General features: G+C 72.4%; 20 protein-coding genes and 1 pseudogene. 9 read left to right on the top strand and 12 right to left on the bottom strand.

The genetic code is table 11. The features are described 5' to 3' along the window. Window positions 1-17: 17 nt before the first annotated feature. Window positions 18-1,184, bottom strand: a complete 1,167-nt coding sequence (dnaN, locus tag AC2H4J_RS21355) for a DNA polymerase III subunit beta (RefSeq protein ID WP_487466926.1) — start codon at window positions 1,182-1,184, stop codon at window positions 18-20. 768 nt (window positions 1,185-1,952) lie between these two features. Continuing rightward, entirely contained in the window at window positions 1,953-3,728 is a 1,776-nt protein-coding gene (gene dnaA / locus AC2H4J_RS21350) for a chromosomal replication initiator protein DnaA (RefSeq protein ID WP_487466925.1), read from the bottom strand. Between the two features lie 600 nt (window positions 3,729-4,328). Here dnaA and rpmH point away from each other — a divergent pair. From rpmH to AC2H4J_RS21305, 9 genes and pseudogenes are all read left to right on the top strand, one after another. Next, window positions 4,329-4,466: a 50S ribosomal protein L34 gene (gene rpmH / locus AC2H4J_RS21345; RefSeq protein ID WP_040338882.1), complete on the top strand. Its 138-nt coding sequence runs from the start codon at window positions 4,329-4,331 to the stop codon at window positions 4,464-4,466. Window position 4,467: 1 nt separating this feature from the next. After that, on the top strand, window positions 4,468-4,848 hold the full coding sequence (gene rnpA, locus AC2H4J_RS21340; protein ID WP_487466924.1) for a ribonuclease P protein component: 381 nt from the start codon (window positions 4,468-4,470) through the stop codon (window positions 4,846-4,848). Continuing rightward, window positions 4,845-5,150, top strand: a complete 306-nt coding sequence (gene yidD, locus AC2H4J_RS21335; protein WP_487466923.1) for a membrane protein insertion efficiency factor YidD — start codon at window positions 4,845-4,847, stop codon at window positions 5,148-5,150. The genes rnpA and yidD overlap by 4 nt, the downstream gene beginning before the upstream one ends. Further along, entirely contained in the window at window positions 5,143-6,201 is a 1,059-nt protein-coding gene (gene yidC / locus AC2H4J_RS21330; RefSeq protein WP_487466922.1) for a membrane protein insertase YidC, read from the top strand. The genes yidD and yidC overlap by 8 nt, the downstream gene beginning before the upstream one ends. 63 nt (window positions 6,202-6,264) lie before the next feature. Continuing rightward, complete coding sequence (locus AC2H4J_RS21325) at window positions 6,265-6,915, top strand: Jag family protein (RefSeq protein ID WP_487466921.1); 651 nt, start codon at window positions 6,265-6,267, stop codon at window positions 6,913-6,915. Continuing rightward, a complete protein-coding gene (gene rsmG / locus AC2H4J_RS21320) occupies window positions 6,912-7,592 on the top strand; it encodes a 16S rRNA (guanine(527)-N(7))-methyltransferase RsmG (protein ID WP_487466920.1) in 681 nt (226 codons plus the stop codon). Before AC2H4J_RS21325 ends, rsmG begins: the two co-directional genes overlap by 4 nt. Before the next feature lie 123 nt (window positions 7,593-7,715). Further along, window positions 7,716-8,777, top strand: a complete 1,062-nt coding sequence (locus AC2H4J_RS21315; RefSeq protein WP_487466919.1) for a ParA family protein — start codon at window positions 7,716-7,718, stop codon at window positions 8,775-8,777. After that, a complete protein-coding gene (locus AC2H4J_RS21310) occupies window positions 8,774-9,802 on the top strand; it encodes a ParB/RepB/Spo0J family partition protein (protein WP_487466918.1) in 1,029 nt (342 codons plus the stop codon). Before AC2H4J_RS21315 ends, AC2H4J_RS21310 begins: the two co-directional genes overlap by 4 nt. Window positions 9,803-9,928: 126 nt before the next feature. Next, a pseudogene (locus tag AC2H4J_RS21305) lies at window positions 9,929-10,300 on the top strand (toll/interleukin-1 receptor domain-containing protein); the annotation flags it as partial. Between the two features lie 71 nt (window positions 10,301-10,371). Here AC2H4J_RS21305 and AC2H4J_RS21300 read toward each other — a convergent pair. The 10 genes from AC2H4J_RS21300 to AC2H4J_RS21255 all read right to left on the bottom strand — a co-directional run bounded on the left by AC2H4J_RS21300 (window position 10,372) and on the right by AC2H4J_RS21255 (window position 22,872). Then, the gene (locus AC2H4J_RS21300) at window positions 10,372-10,902 is read right to left on the bottom strand and encodes a DUF4231 domain-containing protein (protein WP_487466917.1); all 531 of its coding nucleotides are present in this window, start codon (window positions 10,900-10,902) and stop codon (window positions 10,372-10,374) included. 153 nt (window positions 10,903-11,055) lie between these two features. Then, window positions 11,056-12,051, bottom strand: coding sequence for a D-alanine--D-alanine ligase family protein (locus AC2H4J_RS21295; protein WP_487466916.1), 996 nt, complete (start codon window positions 12,049-12,051; stop codon window positions 11,056-11,058). Next, window positions 12,048-13,436, bottom strand: a complete 1,389-nt coding sequence (locus AC2H4J_RS21290) for an aminotransferase-like domain-containing protein (protein ID WP_487466915.1) — start codon at window positions 13,434-13,436, stop codon at window positions 12,048-12,050. The genes AC2H4J_RS21295 and AC2H4J_RS21290 overlap by 4 nt, the downstream gene beginning before the upstream one ends. 47 nt (window positions 13,437-13,483) lie before the next feature. After that, window positions 13,484-14,671, bottom strand: a complete 1,188-nt coding sequence (locus AC2H4J_RS21285) for an N-acetylmuramoyl-L-alanine amidase (protein ID WP_487466914.1) — start codon at window positions 14,669-14,671, stop codon at window positions 13,484-13,486. 119 nt (window positions 14,672-14,790) lie between these two features. Next, window positions 14,791-15,120, bottom strand: coding sequence for a thioredoxin (trxA, locus tag AC2H4J_RS21280; RefSeq protein ID WP_487466913.1), 330 nt, complete (start codon window positions 15,118-15,120; stop codon window positions 14,791-14,793). Window positions 15,121-15,202: 82 nt separating this feature from the next. Then, the gene (gene trxB, locus AC2H4J_RS21275) at window positions 15,203-16,183 is read right to left on the bottom strand and encodes a thioredoxin-disulfide reductase (RefSeq protein ID WP_487466912.1); all 981 of its coding nucleotides are present in this window, start codon (window positions 16,181-16,183) and stop codon (window positions 15,203-15,205) included. Between the two features lie 68 nt (window positions 16,184-16,251). Further along, the gene (locus tag AC2H4J_RS21270) at window positions 16,252-18,003 is read right to left on the bottom strand and encodes a hypothetical protein (RefSeq protein WP_487466911.1); all 1,752 of its coding nucleotides are present in this window, start codon (window positions 18,001-18,003) and stop codon (window positions 16,252-16,254) included. Window positions 18,004-18,083: 80 nt separating this feature from the next. Beyond that, window positions 18,084-20,063 carry a murein biosynthesis integral membrane protein MurJ gene (gene murJ, locus AC2H4J_RS21265; RefSeq protein ID WP_487466910.1) on the bottom strand — a complete coding sequence of 660 codons (1,980 nt, stop codon included), beginning with the start codon at window positions 20,061-20,063 and terminating at the stop codon, window positions 18,084-18,086. Beyond that, window positions 20,060-22,399: a DUF6049 family protein gene (locus tag AC2H4J_RS21260; protein WP_487466909.1), complete on the bottom strand. Its 2,340-nt coding sequence runs from the start codon at window positions 22,397-22,399 to the stop codon at window positions 20,060-20,062. Before AC2H4J_RS21260 ends, murJ begins: the two co-directional genes overlap by 4 nt. Further along, a complete protein-coding gene (locus AC2H4J_RS21255; protein WP_487466908.1) occupies window positions 22,396-22,872 on the bottom strand; it encodes an NUDIX hydrolase in 477 nt (158 codons plus the stop codon). The genes AC2H4J_RS21260 and AC2H4J_RS21255 overlap by 4 nt, the downstream gene beginning before the upstream one ends. Window positions 22,873-22,893: the final 21 nt, after the last annotated feature.

Raw genomic sequence — 22,893 nt, 5'->3', positions numbered from 1 at the left:
GTCGAACCGAGGCCGAGCTAGCCGGGGAGCCGCACCGGCATGATCAGGTAGCGGTAGGTACCGGGCCGCTCGGCGGGCTTGCCGTCGTCGTCCGTGGCCGGCTCGTTGACGCCGGACAGGACGGCGGGCTTGAGCGGGCTGGTGAAGTCCATCCGCGCCCGCGCGGTGTGCACCGCGGCCAGACCGTCGAGCAGGAACGTCGGGTTGAAGCCGATGGTCAGCGGCTCGCCGTCGAACTCCACGTCGCAGCGCTCCTCGGCCTGTCCCTCGTCGTCCGTCCCGCCGGCACGCAGCGTCACCTGACCCGAGGTGAACTCGCAGCGCAGCGGGGTCCCGCGCTCGGCGACCAGGGCCACGCGCTTGGCGGCGTCGGTGAACAGCCCGACGGGAAGGACGGCGTTGGCGGCCGACTCGTTGGGCATGATCGCCCGGTACTTCACGAACTCGGCGTCGAGCAGCCGGGTCGTCGTCTGCCGGTCCTTGCCGGAGAGCCCGAGGATGCCTTCACCGGAGCTGCCGGACGACAGGGACAGGACGATCTCCGGCCCGCTGGTCAGCGTCTTCGCGGCGTCGGCCAGCGTGCGGGCCGGCACCAGGACCGCGGCGGAGACACCGGGGGTCTCCGGGCGCCAGGCGAACTCGCGGACGGCCAGCCGGTAACGGTCGGTGGCCGCCAGGGTGATCAGGTCGTCCTCGATCTCCAGGCGGACGCCGGTCAGCATCGGCAGCGTGTCGTCACGGCCGGCGGCGACGGCCACCTGGCTGACCGCCTCGGCGAACACATCGCTGTCGACCAGCCCGGCCGACGACGGCATCGACGGCAGCGAGGGGTAGTCCTCGACCGGCAGCGTCGGCAGGCTGAACCGCGCGTTGCCGCAGGCGATGGACAGGCGCGGTCCCTCGGCGGTGATGTCGACCGGGTGCGGCGGCAGGGCGCGGGTGATCTCGGCCAGCAGCCGGCCCGGCACGAGGACGCGGCCGCTCTCGGTCGCGTTGACATCCACCTCGGCGCGGGCGGACACCTCGTAGTCGAAGCCGGAGACCGACAGCTGATTGCCGTCGACCTCGAGCAGGATCCCGGCGAGCACGGGCACCGACGGGCGCGGCGGCAGGCTGCGCGCCGTCCAGGCGACGGCGTCGGCGAGCACCTCACGTGCCACCCGGAACTTCATCTCTGAACCCACCCGATCTTCATCAGCGTCCTCGACAGCACTCGTGTGCGGGCTGTCTTCCCGGCGCGGTGCGGTGCTCATGTTGCCTGCTGGGTGCCCTCGGGGGGAAACCCCGTCCCCCGATGAGCGCTCTTCAGCCCTGGGAGCCCCTCTGAGCGCAGCGTCCCCACCCAGAGTGTGGTTCAAGGATTCTCGAGATAACTAACTCATCCTCGTCATCACGGGTGTGGAAGCTGGGGAACGGACCCCTTCGTGCTGCTCAGGTGCCGGATGGCCCTGTTGGCCCGTTGTGGGTGGTCAGCGCTTTCCTGTTGTCGACACGTGGACAAACCGACGGTTGTGCACCGGGGTCGGCTGCTCTCCACCCCCTGTCCCCGCTGTCTCCCGTAGCTGTCCCCAGGTCGTGCCCAGGCCGGCGGACCGGGCGGGCGGAGGGACCGGGCGGGACCGGCAGAAGATGCGCGGAACCCCTGGTCAGCGGCCCGATGGTGCGCTAGGAACGGCGGGGCGTCGTCCGCCACCCGGTGACCGCTCGTGACCTGTCACCTACGAGATCTCCCCAGCCTGTGCACATTCCTGGGGACAACTTCTCGACGAGTCGACGCTGGTCACCGGTCAAGTGCGCAGCGTCACCGCTTCGGGTGAAGGGCCCGGCGCTGTCGACTTCTCCACACAGCTGTGGACAGAGGTGTGGGGGAAGGGGACATGACCCTGTCGTCCTCCGGACGACAGCGCGGCCAGGAGCTGTCCCCCCGCGCGACGAGCGCGTCCGTCGCGCCTCTACTGCCGAGCGCGGCTCTTGATGCGGGCAGTGAGCTCGGTGACCTGCGTGTACGTGGCGCGGCGCTCGCTCATGAGGTTGGTGATCTTCTTGACCGCGTGCATGACCGTGGTGTGGTCCTTGCCGCCGAACGATTGGCCGATGCGCGGCAGCGACAGCTCCGTCAGCTCGCGGCAGAGGTACATCGCGATCTGACGGGCGTTCACCAGCGTCCGGCTGCGGTTACTGCCCTGCAGCTCCTCCATCGTCACGGAGAAGTACTCCGCCGTGGCCGCCATGATGATCGCCGCGGTGATCTGCGGACCCTGCTCGTCGCTGATCAGGTCCTTGAGCACGAGCTCGGCCAGGGGCAGGTCGACCTGCTGCTTGTTGAGCGACGCGAAGGCGGTGACCCGGATCAGGGCGCCCTCGAGCTCGCGGATGTTGGTCTGCACCTTGCTGGCGATGAACTCCAACACCGCGTCGGGGACCTGCAGCCGCTCGCCCCACGCCTTCTTCCGCAGGATGGCGATGCGGGTCTCGAGGTCGGGCGCCTGGACGTCGGTGATCAGCCCCCACTCGAACCGCGTGCGCAGCCGGTCCTCCAGCGTCGTCAGCTTCTTGGGCGCCCGGTCCGACGTGATGACGATCTGCTTGCTGGCGTTGTGCAGCGTGTTGAACGTGTGGAAGAACTCCTCCTGCGTCCGCTCCGCGCGCTCCAGGAACTGGATGTCGTCGATCAGCAGGAAGTCGATGTCCCGGTACCGGCGGCGGAAGTCCTCGGCCCGGCCGGAGTGCACCAGGTTGATGAACTCGTTGGTGAACTCCTCGGTGCTGACGTAGCGCACCTTGACGTTGGGGAACATCCGCGCGGCGTAGTGGCCGATGGCGTGCAGCAGGTGGGTCTTGCCCAGCCCCGACTCGCCGTAGATGAACAGCGGGTTGTAGGCACGGGCCGGCGCCTCGGCCACCGCGACCGCGGCGGCGTGGGCGAACCGGTTGGAGTTCCCGATGACGAAGGAGTCGAAGACGTACTTGGGGTTCAGCCCCGGGTCCAGCCCGGCCGGGCGGCCCGATTCCGGACGGCGTCCGCGGCCCGTGCCGTTGCTCGCGACCGACCGCCCACGCGGGTCGGCACCCCCGGTGTCGAGGTCGAAGGGCAGGACGTCGGCGGAACGCCCGTCGCCGGAGCCGCCCCAATCGCGGTCGCCGGATCCGCTGTCGGCACTGCCCCAGGTCGTGGTGGCCCAGTCCTCGGGCGCCCCGCGGTCCACCGAGCGGGCGGGCGGGTTGTCGGCCGGCCGCAGCTCGCGTGCGTCGGGAAGGCCCCGGCCGGTCAGTTCCTCACCGGCGTCCCGGTCCCACGGAGCCGAGCCCACCGCGTCGGTCCGGACGCCGAACGCACTCCGGCCGTCGTCGGCCCGGTCGCGGCTGGCGCGGTCCTCCTCGGCCCGCTGTGCCTCCAGTGCCGCCTCCGCGGCAGACCAGGGGCGACGGGTCGGCTCCTCGTCGCGCTCCTCCGCCGCCGGCTCCGGCGGGGCGTCCTCGAGCTGCACGGCCACCCGGATGTCGCGACCGAAGCGCTCGGACAGGGCCTCGGCCAGCACCCGCCGCATCCGTGACTCCAGCACGGTCTGGGTGAACTCGTTGGGCGCGGCCAGCACGGCGGTGTCCTCGACGAGACCCAGCGGGCGGGTCAGGTTCAGCATGGCGTTCTGCTGAGGGGACAGGCTCGTCGCCAGCCGCTCGCGGATCTGGTCCCAGACGGTCGCCAGGTCGAGCGTGGCATCGGCCATGCCGTTCTTCCTTCCCCATGCAATCGACCCCTGGCCGCTCCCGGTACCTCCGGCGCGCCCATCCCGATGCCCCGGCTGCGGAGCGATCTGTGGACGCGCGTCCGCACTGGGTCCACACCGGTGTCCACAGGCTGTGCACGGCCGGCGAGACGATGGTGCCGGGCCCCGCACCGGTCGCGCACCGGCCGGCATGTCTGCTGGTCAGTGCACTGTTCGGGCGGTTGAACGAGCGGTACGGCGGTCGGTTACCCGACGGGGTCGGCCCACGCGTCATGACCCTGACGTCCAACGCGGAGCGACGGCGACGCTAACAGCCCCATCCACAGCCCGGCAACGATCGGGCAGGTCGGCCGGGCGCGTCGTCCCGGCGCGCCGCTCCCACGCCGGACGCCTCCGGGTGGACCATGAGCGGTCGGGACGTGCCCGGCCGTCGGCCGACGCGCTTCCTCGGTTATGCTGGCTGGAGTCTGTGGGCGCTCGGCGTCCGCAGGAACCAGCTTCCGGGGTCACCGGGGAGCGGCGCACCGCCGTCCCCGAGCCTCGCGCGCACCCGCCCACCGGTGGATGCGCACCGCCGATGTCATGTAGTGGGAGTACCTCGTGAGCAAGCGCACGTTCCAGCCGAACAACCGCCGTCGGTCGAAGACCCACGGGTTCCGGCTGCGCATGCGGACCCGCGCGGGCCGGGCGATCCTCGCCGGCCGTCGGCGCAAGGGTCGCGAGAAGCTCTCCGCCTGACGTGTTGCCCGCGCAGGCACGCCTGCGCCGGCGTCCGGAGTTCACCGCGGTCGTCCGGTCCGGCCGGCGCGCCGGGCGGCCGACCATGGTGCTCCACTACCTCGCCGAACGGCCCGAGCAGCGGGGCGGGACGGTCGCGTCCCCGCCCGGTGCGCGGGCCGGTTTCGTGGTCGGGAAGGCCGTGGGCAACTCCGTCGTCCGTCACCGGGTGACCCGACGCCTGCGCGCCGTCGTCGCCGGCGAGCTGCATCGGCTGCCCGCGACCGCAGACCTGGTGGTGCGGGCCCGCCCCGAGGCGGCCGACGCGGAGTCCGCGCTCCTGCGCCGCGACCTGGTCGCGGGGCTCGACCGGCTGCTGGGCGTGGGGACGGCCCCCCGATGATCGCCCGGTTGCTGCTGCGCGCCGTCGGCTTCTACTCGCGGGCGATCAGCCCCGCACTGCCGGCGCGGTGCCGGTTCTATCCGACCTGCAGTGCCTACGCCGCCGAGGCGATCGCCCGGCACGGCGCGGCCCGGGGGAGCTGGCTGGCGGTCAAGCGCCTCGCCAAGTGCGCCCCCTGGCATCCCGGTGGTGTGGACCTCGTCCCAGGAACCACAGGGACCGGCCGCTCGTCGTGCAGTACCGAACATGCCGCCCTGCCGGTCACGCGCCCGGCCGCTCAGGAGGAGTCCTCCGTTGCTTGACTGGCTGTACACCGCGATCTCCACGGTGATGAAGCTGTGGCACGGCCTGTGGTCGACGTTCCTCGATCCGGCCGGTGGTCTGTCCTGGGCGCTGTCGATCATGTTCCTGGTCGTGACGATCCGGCTGATCCTCTTCCCGCTGTTCGTCAAGCAGGTCAAGTCGCAGCGGGCGATGCAGGAGCTGCAGCCTGAGATCGCCAAGCTGCGCAAGCAGTACGGCAGCGACCGCCAGGGCATGAGCCAGGCGATGATGGCCCTGCAGAAGGAGCGCGGGGTCAACCCGCTGGCCGGCTGCCTGCCGATCCTGCCGCAGATCCCGGTCTTCATCTCGCTCTTCCACGTGCTCCGGCGCCTCGCGCCGAACGTGAAGGGCCTCTACGGCTGGGACGACACCCTCACCGACCAGGCCGCACGGGCGAAGCTGTTCGGCGCCCCGATCTCGTCCTCGTTCAACATGGTGGGGCCCAAGCAGGACGCGATCCTCGAGATCGCCAAGTACAGCAACATCCGCACGGTCGCGATGGTGCTCATCGTGATCATGTGCGTGACCACGTTCTTCACCCAGAAGCAGATCATGCGGCGCTCCGGTCCCGTCGAGGGCCAGGCCGCCACCGTGCAGCGCCTGATGCTCTACGGCATGCCGCTGAGCCTCTTCGTCTCCGGCTTCTTCTTCCCCATCGGCGTCCTGCTGTACTGGTTCACCAACAACCTGTGGACCCTGGGCCAGCAGTTCTTCATCCTGCGCAAGATGCCGCCGCCCGGATCGCCGGCCGCCCTGGCGAAGGCCGCGGAGGGCAAGCCCGTGGTCGACCCCCGCACCCTCGCGCCGAAGCCCGGCGCCAAGCCGGTCCGGCCCAAGCCCGGGCGTCCCGCCGGGGCCACGGCCGCGGCGTCCACCACGCCCGCCGCGTCCAGCACGGACGGCGCTGCCGCGGTGACGGGCGACATGGAGGGCACGACGACCGCCGGGAACCCGGCCGACGGGGACACCTCCGCCGTCCCGAAGGTCGACCAGGCGCCACCGAACCGCGGGAAACGCAAGCGCCGCTGACCGGTCCGGTCTCCGCTCGACGCCCCGGCCCTACGCCACCCGCCCCGACCTGGGAGGAATTCCGTGAGTGCACCGCAGCACCCGTCCGACACCGTTCTCTCGCCCGAGACCGACGCAGCCGACCCGACCGAGGAACTGCCCGACGCCGGCGTCATCAGTGACGACGACAGCGACGCCGTGGTCGATCCGGTGGGCGATACGGACGAGGTCGATGAGGACGATGAGGACGATGAGGACGACGACCGTTCCGGCGACGACCCCCTCGTCCGGGAAGGCGACGTGGCCGGTGACTACCTGGAGCGGCTGCTCGACATCCTCGACCTGGACGGCGACATCGACCTCGACGTCGAGGGCGACCGCGCGTCCGTGGCGATCGTCGGCGGCCGGTTGGACGACCTGATCGGACAGGACGGGGCCACGCTGGAGGCCCTCCAGGAGCTGACCCGGCTCGCGGTGGCGCAGTCCACCGGCGTCCGCAGCCGGCTCATGCTCGACGTCGGCGAGTACCGGGCCAAGCGCCGTGCCGACCTGACCCGTCTGGCCGCCGAGACGGCCCGCCGGGTGACGGCCAGTGGACAGCCCGAGCGGCTCGCCCCGATGAACCCGTTCGAGCGCAAGGTCGTCCACGACGTCGTCGCGTCGGCGGCCGGGGTGCACAGCGAGTCCGAGGGCGAGGAGCCGAACCGCCGGGTCGTGGTTCTGCCCGACAAGTGACCAGCGACCACGATGGCGCGGGGGAGGCGGTTCCTCCGCCGGCCCCCGAGAGCGCCGCGGCGGTGTTCGGTGCCCTGCTCCCCCTGGCATCCGAGTTCGTGGCGCGCCTGGCCACGGACGGCGTCACCCGCGGGCTGATCGGTCCGCGCGAGGTGCCGCGCCTGTGGGAGCGGCACATGTTCAACAGCGCCGTCGTCGCCGAAGCCGTGCCGCAGGGCGCCCGCGTCGTGGACGTCGGCAGCGGGGCGGGACTGCCGGGGATCCCGCTCGGGATCGCTCGTCCCGACCTCGAGCTCACCCTCGTGGAGCCGATGGCCCGCCGCGTGGAGTTCCTCGAAGAGGTGGTGGGGGCCCTAGCGGCTCCGTCCGGTCTGCGGTGGCGGGTTGTCCGCGGCCGGGCCGAGGAGCGATCGGTCGCCAAGGCGGTGGGCCCGGTCGACGTCGTCACGGCGCGGGCGGTGGCGCCCCTCCCCCGGCTGGTCGGCTGGTGCCGTGGGCTGATGCAGCCGGGCGCGCTCCTGGTCGCCCTCGTCGGTTCGAGCGCCGTGGCCGGACTGCCCGCCCTCGTGCCCGAGCTCGAGGCCGCCGGCATGCGGGACATCCACGCGCGGGCTGTCGGTGCGGGGCTGGGCGACGCTGCCACTACCGTGGTGGTCATGACGCGTGGGACCCGGTGACGACGTCGCGTTCCACGTGGAACAGCTCCCGCTACCCGTCCCGTTCCACGTGAAACCCGGGCCTGCGAGACTGACAGCCAGTGGTTCTGATCCACGTGAAACGCTCTGCAGGAGGGACCCACGATGACCGACCCGGGCGAGCGGCTGCGCAGCAGTCTCGTCGCCGATCAGTCGTCGACCGGCGGCTCGTCCTCTGGCATGGCGGACTTCGACAGCCCCATCGCCATGGAGGCGATGCGGGCCACCCGGGTGCTGCACGCGGCGGACCAGGATCCGTTCCCCGCGCCGAGCCGCATCCGTGTCATCACGATCGCCAACCAGAAGGGCGGCGTCGGCAAGACCACGTCGACGGTGAACCTGGGCGTCGCCCTCGCGCTCTACGGCCTCCGCACCCTGGTCATCGACCTCGACCCCCAGGGCAACGCGAGCACGGCCCTCGGCGTCGAGCACACCGTGGGCACTCCCTCGGTCTACGACGCCCTGGTCGGCGACAGCTCGCTGGCCGAGGTCGTGCACCCGACGACGGCGAGCCCGAAGCTGCTCTGCGTCCCGGCGACGATCGACCTCGCCGGAGCCGAGATCGAACTCGTCTCGGTCGTCGCCCGCGAGCACCGGCTGCGCCGTGCCATCGAGGCCTACGTGCACGGCCTGCCGCCGGAGCAGCGTCCGCACTACATCCTCATCGACTGCCCGCCGTCCCTCGGGCTGCTCACCCTCAACGCCCTGGTCGCCGGCGACGAAGTGCTGATCCCCATCCAGTGCGAGTACTACGCGCTCGAAGGTCTGGGTCAGCTGCTCAACAACATCGACCTGGTCCGTCAGCACCTCAATCCGGGGATCGCTGTCCGCACCATCCTGCTGACGATGTACGACGGCCGGACGAAGCTCGCCGACCAGGTCGCCGACGAGGTGCGCAACCACTTCGGTGACGTGGTGCTCGAGGCGGTCATCCCCCGGAACGTCCGCGTGTCCGAGGCACCCGGGTACGGACAGTCGGTGCTCACCTACGACCCGGGGTCGCGCGGCTCGACCAGCTACGTGGAGGCCGCGCGCCAGCTCGCCGAGCGCGGTGTCGGCCTGCCGCCGGTCGATCGGGCCGGCAGCCCGGCGACGACGGCGCCGCCGGTCGCTGCGCTCTCCGTCAGCGATGGACCGATCTCAACCGTGAACGAGGAGCGGCGATGACCAAGCGCGGTGGCCTGGGCCGAGGGCTGGCGGCACTCATCCCGACGAGCGCCCCGGTTCCGGAGTCCGCTCCCGAGCGTTCCGACGAGACGCCCGCCGTGAGCCTGGTGCCCGCTCCCCCGGCGACGCCTTCGGCCGCCCCGCCGTTCACCGCGCCGGCAGCCGTGCCGCCGCCGGCGCCGGTCGAGGCCGAGGGCGCCCTCGGCGTCCCGGGAGCCCAGTTGCGCGAGATCGGCGTCGACGACGTCGTCCCGAACCCGAAGCAGCCGCGCCAGGTGTTCGACGACGAGGCACTGGAGGAGCTCAGCCACTCCGTCCGGGAGTTCGGTCTGCTGCAGCCGATCGTCGTCCGCGAGAACGCGGACGGCGGTTACGAGCTGATCATGGGAGAGCGCCGGCTCCGGGCGGCTCGCGCCGCCGGACTGGACACGGTGCCGGCCATCGTGCGCGACACCACGGACGACGCGATGCTCCGCGACGCCCTCCTGGAGAACATCCACCGGGTCCAGCTCAACCCGCTCGAGGAGGCGGCGGCCTACCAGCAGCTGCTCGAGGAGTTCGGCGCCACCCACGAGGAGCTGGCCGCGAAGATCGGCCGGAGCCGGTCACAGGTCACCAACACGATCCGGCTGATGAAGCTGCCGGTGAAGGTGCAGACCCGGGTGGCTGCCGGCGTCATCTCCGCGGGCCACGCCCGCGCGCTCCTCGGTCTGCAGGACGCCGACGCGCAGGACGCGCTGGCCACCCGGATCGTCGCCGAAGGCATGAGCGTGCGCGCGACGGAGGAGGCGGTCGCCATGGCTGCCGCCGAGGAGCCGACGACTCGTCGCCGGTCCCGGAAGATCAGCGCCCCGGGCGTCGAGGAGCTCGGCACCCGGCTGTCGGACATGTTCGAGACGAAGGTCAAGATCCAGATCGGACGGGCGAAGGGTCGCATCGTCGTCGAGTTCGGGTCGGTCGACGATCTCCAGCGGATCATCGGCGTCATGGCGCCCGAGATCACCGGACGGCGGCCAGACGCCTGAGCGGCGTCACCAGCGGGTCGCCCTGGGACGCCAGCAGAAACGTCACTGTCGAAATAGGCCGCCGGTGGGGCATCCGCCCACCACGCTTTCGCCCGTTGACGTCCCGGTCGACACGCGAGTGACGCCATGACGGGGTTCGAGCATCCCTCGGACCTCCGGCGGCTTCGCGTGTTCGTCTGCTCCGCGCGGAGCGACGTCGAAGCAGTCCGCACGGTCGAGAAGGATCTGGAGGCGCTCCACCACCGGACATGGAGGGAGCGCGAGCTTCTCCGTGGCCGGTCAGGGTGGGACGAGGTCCTGAGCGAGATCCGCAGGTGCTCCGCGATGATCGTCGCCGTCTCGCCGGCCATGCTCGACTCGGAGGCGGTGGCCACGGAGTGCGACTACGCCCGGAGCCTGGGGAAGACGCTGCTCCCCGTCGTCGTCGCGGCGGATCGCCTGCCCCAGGGCCTCGCGGAGGCGGAGCTCATCGACTACACCCGCGGGAACCCGGATGCCGCCCGCCAGCTGGCCGGGGCCGTCTCCGATCTCCGGCCGAGGCCCGACACCGGATCATCGGCGTCCCGGCATCAGCCGAAGCTGCTCTTGTCCTCACCGGTCACCTGTCCGGCCAGCGTCATCGTGTTCAGCGTGGAGGCATTCTCGGCGGCGATGGCGCTCTCGACACGCTCCACGAGAAGGCGGAACGCCTGACTGTCCTCCGTGCCGAAATATGTTCCTGTGCGAGTAGCGAAATAGATCTTCTCGTGTCCGATGAACTGCTCCGTGGACCGGTAGTTCTTCCACTGCTCACGGAAATGGTAAACGCTTTCCAAAGAGACCAGGACGACGACGAGGACACTCATTCCGGTGGCGACCACACGGACATAGGCGAAGTCGACGTTGACCAGGACGGGGACGACGGCGCCGACCACGACGGACGTGGACCGCATCCGCATGTAGCGCGCCTTGACGGCCACTGCTTTCCGGTCGTACCAGCCCTGGTACTGCTCGAGGCGCTGCTCGATGTACGTCACGGGCCCCATCGCCCGAGCCATGTCCATCTGCCTGGACAGGTCGTTCCTCGCGGCCGCCGCTGACGCGTCCGTCGGATCGTCCACCTAGCCAGTCAGGCAGCGGGCGCGCGCACTGTCAAGTGGTTGACGGGCCGCCTGAGAGGCAGCGAGAAATGTCCGCCCGACCCCGGAGGGAAATGTTTGGTCCCGGAGCGATCGACACGGCGGTAGGGAGAGCAGAGCCGTTGGAGCAGCGGCTCAGCGCGTTTCGGCCGACCGCCTGGTGAGCAGCCGCGCGAGCACGTCCCCCAGCTCGTAGCCGGCCGCCTCGACCGCCATCGGGAACATCGACGTCTCGGTCAGGCCGGGCGACACATTCACCTCCAGGAAGTGGACGTCGCCGTCCGGCCCGACGATCGCGTCGGTGCGCGACAGGTCGGCGAGCCCGAGGACCTCGTGCACCCGGACGGCGAGCGAGGCCGCCCGAGCCGCGACGTCGGCGGAGACGCGGGCAGGCGTGTGGTACTCGGTGAGGCCGGGCGTGTACCGCGACGTGTAGTCGAAGACCCCGGACTCGGGGGTGATCTCGACGGCGGGCAGCGCCTCCGGGCCGTTGCCGAGGTCGACGACCGACAACGCCAGCTCCACGCCCTCCACGAACCGCTCCACCATCACGGTGTCGCCGTAGGCGAAGCAGCTGACCATGGTGGCGGGCAGGTCCTCGACCCGGCTGACCTTCTGCACTCCCAGCGCCGAGCCGCCGCTCGCGGGCTTGACCATCAGCGGCAGCCCGAGCCGGGCCACCAGGAGGTCCAGGACGGCGCCGGCACCGAGCTCGCGGAAGGTGCTGTGCGGCAGCGCCACCCAGTCCGGAGTGGTGATCCCCGCCGAGCGGACGACGGACTTCGCAGCCGGCTTGTCCCAGGCGAGCCGGCAGGCCGCGGCCGGGGAGCCGACGTAGGGCACGCCGGCGAGGTCGAGGACCGCGCGCAGGGCGCCGTCCTCCCCCGTCGCGCCGTGCAGGGCGATGAAGACGGCATCCGCGGGTGACGCGGCGAGCCCGGGCAGCAGGCTCGCGTCGGCGTCCCGGACCTCGGCGTCGACCCCGGCGCGGACCAGCTCTTCCCAGACCTGCGTGCCGGAGGAGAGGCTGACCTCGCGCTCGAAGGTCAGCCCGCCGGCGAGGACGACGGCGCGCAGCGGATGCCGCTCCGTAGCGGTCGCTGCTGCCGGTGCGGGGGCGGTCTCGCTCATCGGCCGTCCTCGTAGGTGTCGCTGTTGGCCGGCCCGACGATGTTCTGGCCGTCCTGGCCGGGGCGGATCGCGCGGAAGGAGCCGGTGTCCACGCGGTCGAACGTGGAGTGCAGATCCAGCTCGGCCTCGATGACCCGGGCGAGCCGGCGCACGCCCTCGCGGATCTGGTCCGGCTCGGGATAGCAGTAGGACAGCCGCATGTACTCCTGGCCGTTGCCGTCGGCGAAGAACCCGATGCCGGGGACGTAGGCGACGTGCGCGTTCACCGCGCGCGGCTGCATCAGCTTGGCGTCCAGGCCGTGCGGGAGCTTCAGCCAGACGTAGAAGCCGCCCTCGGGCTTGGTCCAGGCGGCGCCGGCGGGCATGAGGGCCGCCAGCGACTCGAGCGTGGCGTCCCGCCGCTCGCGGTAGAGCTCGGTGAACAGCTTGATCTGCTCGCGCCAGGGCTGGGTGTCCAGATAGCGCGCGACCGCGTACTGCGTGAGCGACGGCGGGCAGAGGACCTGCGCCTCGGTGGCGAGGACCAGTTTCTCCCGGACGGCGAGCGGCGCGAGCACCCAGCCGACCCGCAGCCCCGGCGAGAACGTCTTCGAGAACGACCCCAGGTAGATGACCCGCTGGTTGTTGCGCGCCCGCAGGGCACGCAGGGGCTCGCCCTCGAAGCCCAGCAGCCCGTACGGGTTGTCCTCGATGATCAGCAGGTCGTGCTTCTCGGCGAGGGCGACGATCGCCTCGCGCCGCGGCTCGGACAGGGTCACCCCGGCCGGGTTGTGGAAGTTGGGCACCGTGTAGAGGAACTTCACGCGGTCACCGGCGGCGCGGCAGTCGGCCAGCGCCTCCTCCAGCGCCTCGGGGATCAGCCCGTGATCGTCCATGGCGACGTGCCGGACCCGGGCCTCGGCCGCCTGGAAGACGCCGAGCGCCCCGACGTAGGACGGGCCCTCGGCGAGGATGACGTCACCGGGATCGACGAAGACGCGCGTGACCAGGTCGAGGCCCTGCTGCGAGCCGACGGTGACGACGACCTCGCTGGGCGAGGCGTCGGTGATGCCCTCGAGCGCCATGACGTCGCAGATCCGCTCCCGGAGGCGGGGATCGCCCTGCCCGGAGCCGTACTGCAGGGTCTGCGCGCCCATGCCCGAGACCAGCTCGCCGATCATCGAGCCCACGGCGTCGAGCGGCAGGGCCGTGACGGCGGGCATGCCGCCGGCCAGCGACACGACCTCCGGCCGGCTGACGACGGAGAACAGGGCGCGGATCTCCGAGGTCTTCATGCCGTGCGTGCGTGCTGCGTACCGGTCCGCCAGCGGGTCCAGGCGCGGATGCCGCGGGACGACGTGGGGATGCGCACCGTGCGTCAGGTGCGGACCGGGCGGCGTGGTCACCTTCACGAGTGTAGGGAGCCGCTACCCGGGCCGAGCGGGACGCCCCGCTACACCTTCTCGGGGAGCGTGAACGTGCCCGTGGGCGGGTCGGCCTCCGCCGGTAGGAACAGGCGCTGGACGGCGGCCAGGACAGCCTGGGCGACCGCGCTGCGCACCCGGGCGTCGAGCAGCAGCAGCCGGTCGACCGGGTGCGAGAGGTACCCGCAGTCCAGCCGGACCGACGGCATGCGGGTCATCCGGAGCAGGTCCCACGTCTTGGGGTGCGAGCCGAGGTCGAGCATGCCGGTGCGGGCCAGCACCTCGCGGCGGGCGAGGTTGGCGAACTGCTCCCCGACGGTCGACGACGCACCGGATCCGGTGCCGTAGTAGTAGCTGGCCACGCCGCGCGCGTGCTCGGAGGCGTGCGCCTCCACGTGCAGCGAGAGGAACAGGTCGGCGCGGGCGTCGTTGGCGAAGGCCGTGCGCTCGGCCAGCGAGGGGTTCTGGTCGCGGCCCCGGGTGAGGTAGACCGTCGCACCCGCCGCCGCGAGCCGGCCCTCGATGCGGGAGGCGAGGTCGAAGACCAGGTCGGCCTCGGTCGTCTCGCCCTCGGTGAAGCCCGTCTCGTCCCCGCCGTGGCCGGGGTCGATGACGATGCGGCGGCCGATGAGGTGGGGTCCGCTCTCCACGAACGACGCGCTCTGCCGCAGCAGCTGCGGGCGCCCCCCCGTGACCTTGCGCCCCAGCTGGCGCAGCGCACGGAGGGTGGCGGGGCCGCAGGTGCCGTCCGCCGTCAGCCCGTAGTCGCGCTGGAACGTGCGCAGCCCGATCTCGGTCTCCGGACCGAAGATCCCGTCGACGGGGCCGGCGTCGTAGCCGAGCTCGTGCAGGCGGTCCTGCAGGCTGATGACGTCGTCACCGCGGGTGGGGCGCTCGGGGTCGTACCGCAGCAGCCGGTCACCGAGTGACCACCGGGCCTCGTTGAGCGCCCGGTAGGTCTCCTCGCCCACGCGGCCGTCCACCGAGAGGCCGCGCACCTGCTGGAAGTGGCGGACGGCCAGTTCGGTGACCGCGTCGAACTCGGCGGCCGCGAGGGCGATGTCGGGGAGGGTGGCCATCGCGCTGTGCGGCCGCGCCTCGGTGGTGCCGTCGTCGTCGGGCAGGAGTCCGAGGCTGCGCAGGGCGGCGTGCACGTCGGCCACCGCCGGACCGCGGTCCCCGAGCCCCAGCGGCTCCATCTGGTTGTCGGTTCCCATCGTGTGCCGATTGTCGTCCCCGCGACCCGGGACGGCCCATCGGGGTCCACCCGGACGAGCGGCGGGCCCACCGGTCCGGGTGGACAGGTGGGCCCGAGGTGACGCTGTGTGGTGAACGCTCAGCCGATGTAGTCGGCCAGATCGTTGAGGATCGCGCCCTTGGGCTTGGCACCGATGATGCTCTTGACCGGCTTGCCGCCCTGGAACACGGTCATGGTCGGGATCGACATGACCTGGTAGTCGCGGGCGATCTGTGGGTTCTCGTCGATGTTCAGCTTGGCGATCGTGAGCTTGTCGCCGTGCTCGGCGGCGATCTCCTCGAGCACCGGGGCGACCATCTTGCAGGGGCCGCACCACTCAGCCCAGAAGTCGACGAGCACGGGCTTGTCGCTGCCCAGCACGTCGTTGGCGAAGCTGGTGTCGGTCACCGTCACGGTGTTGCCTGCCATGGGTCGTTCTCCCTCTAGTCGACTGGCGATGTTGCCTGTCTGGTGAACCCGAAAGCTGATAGTTCTATGCCGGGGTCGTTTTCTAGCGCTCGTCGAAGGTGTCGGCCAGCCAGCGCTCGGCGTCGATCGCCGCGGCCGCGCCGGTGCCGGCTGACGTGATGGCCTGGCGGTAGATGTGGTCGACGACGTCGCCGCAGGCGAAGACGCCGTCGATGTTGGTGCGGGTGCTGGGGTGCTCGACCTGGATGTAGCCCGCGTCGTCGACCTTCAACTGGCCGACGAAGAGCTCGCTGCGCGGGTCGTGGCCGATCGCGACGAACAGCCCGCTGACCGGGAGCGTCTCGGTGCTCCCGCTCTCGACGTCGGTGAGCTGCACGGCGTCCACCGTGGTCTCACCCAGTACGTCGGTGACCTGCTTGCCGAGCTCCCAGCGGATCTTCTCGTTGTCCTGCGCGCGCTTGACCATGATCTTGGAGGCCCGCAGCTCGGGACGGCGGTGGACGACGGTCACGCTCTTGGCGAACCGGGTCAGGAAGGTGGCCTCCTCCATCGCGGAGTCACCACCACCCACGACCACGATGTCCTGGTCGCGGAAGAAGAAGCCGTCGCAGGTGGCACAGGCCGAGACGCCCCGCCCGAGCAGCCGGGCCTCGTTCTCCAGGCCGAGGTAGCGGTACTTCGATCCGGTCGCGACGATGACGGCGTGGGCGAGGAACACCTCGCTGCCGACCTTCACCACCTTCGGCGTGGCGGTCAGGTCGACCTCGGTGACGTCGCGCGGCTCCAGCTGGGCGCCGAACTTCTCGGCCTGCGTGCGCATGTCGTCCATGAGCTGAGGGCCCTGGATCCCGTCGGGGAAGCCGGGGAAGTTCTCCACCTCGGTGGTGGTCATCAGCGCACCGCCGAACTGCGAACCCTCGAACACCAGCGGGTGGAGGTTCGCGCGCGCGGCGTAGGTGGCAGCGGTGTATCCGGCGGGGCCGGACCCGATGATGATCAGGTCGCGCACGCCGTCGTGCTCGGCCGGCGGAATCGTGGGGTCGGTGATCTCGACCGTCGTCACGGCGGGTCCGGGGGTCGGCTGGGAACTCGTCACGGGCGGCACAACGAGGATCGTAGGTGGGGCATTCCTCAGCCCGCGGCGTGGACCGCGGCCTCGGAGATGTCGGCCGAGAAACCGTTGTCGCTGGGCACGAGGCTCGTGATCCAGATCAGCACGAAGCGCGCCTTCACCGGCTTGTCGAAGGTCACGTCGCTGGTGGCGTCGAGGGTGGCTTTCGCGGCCGTCTTGAAGCCGTCGAGGGAGTCCGCGGGCTGATCGGCGGTGCGCACCTCGACCTTCGCGCCGGGCGTGGTGGTGCTGATGGTCACGCCGGAGAGGGCCTGCGAACCGCCGAGGTCCAGGACGATGCCCACGCCGTCCTTGAGGTTTCCGAAGTTCGGCGAGCCCCGGTACTCCAGGGTGGACCACGACGTCGAGGGGTCGCCGTCGTAGGCGAGCGGGATGTTCTTGTCGTTCTCGGGCTCACCGTCGCCGAGCGGGTCGAAGACCTTGCCGCTGACGACCGACACGGCCGCGCCGGCGGCCGGCGCAGCCGAGGCCTTGGCGGGCGCGCTGACCGACGGGGTGGAGCCCTGCACGTTGTCGACGGAGTTGGTGACGTCGAGCAGGGTGGAACCCACCCACCAGGCCAGGCCGATGACCACGGCGAGAGCCAGTAGGGGCAGGCCGATGACCACGAGCCGGTGCCGCCGGGCGCCGTCCTCGTCGATGTCGGTCTCGCCGGTCACCGGACCGTCGTAGCCACCGCCGTACCCGTCGTCGGCCAGGAAGTTCTCCCCCGTGCCGGCCCACGACCGCTCCTCCGCGGCGCCGTGCCGGGGGGCGGCGTAGGCGCCGGCCTGAGGAGCGACGCTGCCGGCGGCGATGGTGTCGCCGCCCAGGGCCGCGGGAGGCAGGGCACCCCCGGGCTGCCCGACCGGGCGCACCGAGGGCACCGGCGGCAGCGTCTGCGGGTCGAGCCGGACGGCGTCCGCCTCGTCGACGAGGTCGACGGCCGGGGAGCTCACCGGCACCGGAGCTGCCTCGGGACGGCGCTCGCGCAGCCGCCGGAGCCACCCGCTGTCGGTGTCGTCGCGGTGTGGCTCGGTGCGGTGCTGGACGCCGCCGGAGCCGCCCGGGCCGGACCGGGGCCGCTCGGCGAGCAGCGAGGCCATGGCAGCGACGCTGGACAGACCCTGGCCGGCGTCGGTCGAGCGGGCACGGCGGACCAGGGCCACCAGGTCGGATGCGCCGGTGAGGGGGCGGGGGCCGCCGCCGGGTGCCAGGCCGGTGAGGCAGGCTTCCAGGAGCGCGCCCAGGGCGACGATGTCGCCGTCGATCGTGCCGGTCGCAGCGGGCACCGCCCGCAGGCCGACCAGGCCGTTCGGGCGCAGGACGACGTTCTCCGGCGTCAGCCCTCCGACGGCCAGCCCGACCCGGTGCGCCTCGGCGACACCCTCGGCCAGCCGGCGGAGCACGGTGCGGACCTCGCGGTCGGGCAGCGGGCCGCGGCTGAGCCGCTCGGCCAGCGTCTCGCCGTCGATCCACTCGTTGACGACGTAGGCGGCGCCTCCGGGCGCCTGCGGATCGCCGGTGCCCTCGGAGGCGTCGTAGACCATCGCGAGCGCGGGGGTGGCCAGTCCGCCCGCGGTCAGCGCGCGACTGATCCAGCCGTGCGCGGCGGGGCCGGCGGGGGTGTGCACACGGATGGCGACGTCCCGGTTCAGCACCCGGTCCTTGGCCCGCCAGCACTGGATGACGCCGGTGGGGGTCGGCTCGTCGGGGCCCACCTGGTCGATGGGCCGATAGCGGTCGGGGAGTCCGGTGGTCGTCGATGTCATCGACACTGTCGACCCCCTGTCCTGAACCGACCGCGGGAGCGAGCGCTCCTGCGGCGGCGGCGCCTCCTGCGAAGACCCGGTCATCCGCGTCCCGTCCGAGCCCTGACGGCAGCCAGGGGTTCACGGATCTCCGGTACGCGGGCGACCACGAGACCTGCCAGAGCCACGCCGCCGATGACCACGGTACCGATCAGCACCTTCCCGAGCGAGCCTGCCGCGGACGTGCCGAGCAGGTCACCGATCACTTCCAGGACGAGCCAGCCCGCCGCTCCGGCGACGACCGACACCGCGATCATGCGCGCCACCGGCTCGAACGTCTCCTTGGTCGCCAACCCGCCGAGTCTGCGGCGCAGCGCGAGGTCGCCGATCACCCACCCCGCCACGTAGGTGATGCTGGTCACGAGCATCAGCCCCGCGACCACGTGCCGGGGCTCGACCACCGCCGGCACGGCCAGCAGCAGCGGCACCCGGACGGCGACCATGCCCGCCTGGATGAAGGTGGGGGTGCGCGCGTCCTTCATCGCGTAGAAGACCCGCAGCTGCAGCAACGTGACGGCCATGGGCAGCAACCCGAACGCGCCGACCGACAGCGCGGTGCCCATCGAGGCGGCCTGGTCCAGGGTGACCCGGCCGCGGGCGAAGGCGAGGGTGCCGAGCGCCGGGCCCAGCACGATGAGCGCGGCGGTGACCGGCAGCAGGCCGAGCGCGGAGAGCCGGGTGCCGAGGGACAGGTCGCGGACCACGCCGTCGACGTCGTGCCGGGACGCGGCGCGGCTCATCCGCGGGACGAGCGCGGTCAGCAGCGCGACGCCGATGATCCCGTACGGCATCTGGAACAGCAGGCTCACGTTGGCGAAGGCCAGGGAGCCCAGCGCCTTGGCGTTGCCGGCCGCGTTCGCCGCGCGGGTGGCGACCAGCACCCCGACCTGGCTGACCGCGACGTAGCCGATCACCCACAGCGAGAGGCTGCCGGCCTCGCGGAGGCCGGTGTTCTTCAGCCCCCACTGCGGCCGCAGGGGCACGCCCGCGGTGCGCAGCAGGGGCAGCAGCACGAGCGCCTGGACGGCGATGCCGAGGGTGGTGCCGATGCCCAGCAGCCAGACCTGCGTGGGGGTGATCGTCGACGGCGTGAGCCGGCCCGGCCCGCTGGCACTGATGAACAGCACCGCCGTGGCGATGACCACGACGTTGTTGAGCACCGGCGCCCACGCCGGCGGGCCGAACACGTCGCGGGAGTTCAGGATCGCCTGGGCCAGCGCGCCGATGCCGTAGAAGACGATCTCGATCAGCAGCAGTCGCGCCAGCCAGTTGGCCAGGCGGATCTGGTCGGGATCGCCGGTGATGCCGTACGCGCGGGTCAGGAGCGGGGCGGCGAGGACGGCGACGGCCGTGACGACCAGGAGGCCCGCGGTGGCGAGCGTGGTCAACCGCTGGGCGTAGCCGGCACCGCCGTCCCGGTCCCGCTCCTGGGCGTGCACGAGCAGCGGCACGACGACCGAGGTCAGGACGCCGCCGAGCAGCAGCTCGTAGACGATGTTGGGCAGCGTGTTGGCGGTGTTGTACGCGTTGCCCACGGCGCCGACGCCGATCGCCGCGGTCAGCACCACGGTGCGGACGAGCCCGGTGACCCGGGACACCAGCGTGGCCACGGCCATCGTCCCCGCGGCGCGCAGGATGCCCCGGCTGGCGCCCGGCGTTCCCTCGCGGGCCCCGATCTCCTCGTCGGCGACGTCCGCCGCCGGACCGCGCGGCACCGGCGGCAACGAGGTCATCACCTGGGTGTCGTCCTCGATGGGACCCCAGCTGTTGCGCGCCTGTGGAGGCGGCGGCGGACGGCGGTAGGGCGGTGGGACCGGTGGCAGCGACGACACCGTCCCGGGGGCGCCGAACGGCGTGGACGGCGGCGGGGCCGCGCGGTAGGGCGGCGGTGGAAGCGCCGAGGCGCTGTCGCGGCTGCGCTGCCGGGCTGGCAGCGGCGGCGGTGGTGGTGGCATCCGGTGCGCGCGCGGCGCCTCCTGCGCCACGTCGCGTGCCTCGTCGTCCTCGGGGCCGGCGCTCACACCGGGCTCCGGTTCGACGGCAGTGCGCCCGTGGCGCCCTCGGGGCCACCCTCGTGGGGGTGCCCGGCCGCGCGGCGGCGGCGCAGGATGAAGTTGACCAGCCGGCGCAGGAACAGCAGCGCGAGCAGGCTCGCGGCGCCGATCGTGATGAGCAGTGAGACCTTGCCGTAGGCCGTGCTCTTGACCTGCAACGCGATCTGGTCGCCCAGCGGGGCGTGGCTCGGCGTGGTCAGCTGCGCGGTCACCGCGAACCCGCCGGACTGCCGCACCCGGGTGGGGACCTGCAACGTCGTCCGCTGGCCGGGGGCGAGGGTCTGGACGCCGATGTCGGAGATGGACAGCCCCCGCCGTCCGCGGGTGTGCACCTCGAGCAGGACCTGGACGGCGATCGGGAGGTCGTTGCGCACGGTCAGCACGAGCGGGGCGTCGCTGGATCCCAGACTGTAGGTGCCGTCCGCCGGGGCGAGCAGCGTGACGCGGCCCCGCAGCCGGTCCAGCGCGGTGTGGAGTGCCTGCGCGGAGTTCCGGAAGCCCTCGCCGTCGGCGCGCCACGCGATCGAGGACGCGCGGGCGATGGCGGCGTCGTAGGACTGCAGGGCGGTGCCGGGGTCGCCCACCACGGCGCCGGCGAGGTCCTGGCGCAGCGTCTCGGCCGCCGCGATGTCGGCCAGGCCGGCCGGATCGAGTCCGGGCCCGGCGGGAGCGGCCAGGTCGCCGGCGGGCGCGGCGGGCAGGGTGAACAGCTCGTCGGGACCCGCCGCCCGCAGCCACAGCAGGCCCGTGGTGTCGGCCATCATCGCGCCGGCCCCTTCGGGACCGGCCTCCACGTCCCGCGGCGGGGCGACCAGCACGGTCTGCTCGGTACCCGCCGGCGCCTGCAGGGTCAACACCGCGAGCTCGGCCAGATACCGCTGCTCGGCCATGCGCTCCCCGCCCGGCGTCTGCTCGGCGGCGCCCACGATGCCGCTGAGGGTCGGGTCGGCGACCAGCGCGTCGATCGGTCCGGACGCGGTCGTCACGGACGTGTGCGCGGTGGCGCGAGTGCCCGCCAGCCCGACGGCGGTCTCCCCGTTGCTCAGACCGGCGCTGCTGAGCACGAGCCGGTCGATGCCCCCGGCCTGCAGGGCGGTCACCGACTCCGGCCGCAGCGTGCCGTCCGCTGCCCAGGCGAGGTCGGTGCGCGGGTCGACGTCCAGGGCGTCGCGCAGGATCCGGGCACCGGCCGCGCCCTTGGGTCCTGCGTCGTCTGCGGGGGCGCTGCCGGTCTGCGCGGCGGAGGAGGGGGTCGCCCCGACGCCGTCGTCCTTGCCGGGCAGCGGATCCCGGGCGGTGCCGGCCGGGCTGCCCGGGAGGCTGCGGGCCACGACGTCGGTCAGGCCGGCGACGCCGAGGGAGTCGACGTCGACGTCGCCGTAGGGCAGGGCGACCACGGGATGGACGGCGGCGACGGAGGCCAGCCGGGTCAGGAACGAGGCGGCGGCGTCGGTGCCCCGCCCGGCCCCGTCGACGCCGCCCACCGAGTACGGCCCGGCCGCCATCAGCTGGAGTTCCTCCACGAGCGCCGGGTCGATCGCGAGCGCCACGGGGACGGCCGGGACGGTCGCCCCGCTCGGCGCACTGCTGCCGGGCAGCCGCTCGATGACGGCGAGTGCGCGGTCGAGCCGGCCGTCCGGTGCGATCGATTCGGCGAGGCCGTCGTCCAGGAAGTTCCCGGTGGGTCCGCGGTGGGTCCGCTCGGCCAGGGGCCACAGCCAGGCCACGGCCGTGTGGGCCGCCGGGACGACGGGCTGCTGCACCAGGAAGGTGGAGAGCTCGCCCACGCGCCGCTGGTCGCCGTCGACGGTGCCGTTGACGTTGAGCAGGGCCGGGTAGACGCCGTCGCGGTCCATCCGCAGCGCGTCCGCGCTCACGGTGTAGCTGAACTCCTTCTTCCGGCCGGGGGCCAGCTCGTCCGGCAGGGTCTGGAAGTCGGGCAGCACCGCGGTCGAGGGGTCGGGGTCGCGTGCCTCCCCGGCGAGTTCGTCGCGGGTGGTGAGGACGTGGCCGCGCTGCAGGCGCACGGCGAGGTCGCTGATCGGTGCGGCGCCGGTGTTGGTCAGGGTGCCGGTGACGGTCACGGTGGCACCCGGCGTCACGACGCGGGGCTCGAAGCGGCTGACGTCGATCCGGACCGGTCGTGCGTCGTCGGTCACGTCGTCCGCGGGTGTCGCGGCGGTGACCGCTGGGGCGGCCGTGTGCACGGGCGCGGCGGACGCGATGGCCGTCGTCGGCGCGAGACCCAGGGCGGCGGCGAGCAGCGGAGCGACGGCGGCGCGCAGGAGCGCCGTCCGGCTCACGCCGTGTCGGCCAGCAGTGCGGGCGCGCGCTCGACCAGTGCCCGTTCGTCGGCGTAGGCCAGCCTGCCGCTCAACTCGTCGAGGGGCACCCAGGCGACCTCGGTCACCTCGATGTCGGCGTCGGAGAGGGCGCCCCCGATCGCGCGGAGCAGGAAGTGGTGCACGGTCTTGTGCACGCGGCGGCCGTCGGCGACGAACCAGAAGTCGATGATGCCGAGCGGCGCGACGACCTCGCCGATGATCCCGGTCTCCTCCGCGACCTCGCGGACGGCGGTGTCCTCGGGGGTCTCGCCCTCCTCGATGTGGCCCTTCGGCAGGGACCAGAGGAGCCGGCCGCGGCGGTCGGTGCGGCCGATCAGGGCAGCGCGAGGACCGGTGACACCGTCGTCGGCCACCACCAGGCCCCCGGCAGAGGTCTCGTCGACCCGGCGCAGCCGGCGGCCGGGGCGCCCGCGCCCGCCCGTCCCAGCCATGCCAGCAGGGTAGCGCGACCG

This window comes from Blastococcus sp. OS1-29 (assembly GCF_057628075.1).
The sequence above is the reverse complement of the archived record's forward strand: the minus strand, read 5'-3'. Positions and strand labels throughout refer to the sequence as shown.